Genomic DNA, 257 nt, shown 5'->3' with positions numbered 1-257 from the left:
GTTAATAACGAACAGTAGGCCGAAGTACGTTGGGTCAATTCCAGCCATCTTGATGACAGGCATTAAAAGGGGTACAAGGATTAGAATCGTTGGGCTCAAGTCCATAACCATGCCGACACAAAGTACGAGCAACATAATTACTGCCATTAATAGGCGTGGGCTATCCACCAGTGGACCTAACATTTCTGTGAGTTGTTGAGGAAGCTGAGCAACAGTAATTAGCCAAGGTGCAACCATTGCACAACCCACCAATAACA

Annotated in this window: 1 protein-coding gene; it reads right to left on the bottom strand. The window is 45.1% G+C overall.

All coding sequences use genetic code 11. From position 1 onward, the window contains the following. A partial coding sequence (locus tag AB4512_RS24490) for a TRAP transporter large permease subunit (protein ID WP_372176079.1) occupies positions 1–257 on the bottom strand: 257 nt, incomplete at both ends.

The organism is Vibrio sp. 10N.222.52.B7, from assembly GCF_041474275.1.
GTDB classification, from domain to species: domain Bacteria; phylum Pseudomonadota; class Gammaproteobacteria; order Enterobacterales; family Vibrionaceae; genus Vibrio; species Vibrio crassostreae_C.
Note: the sequence above shows the minus strand (reverse complement) of the source record. Positions and strands in the feature narration are given on the sequence as shown.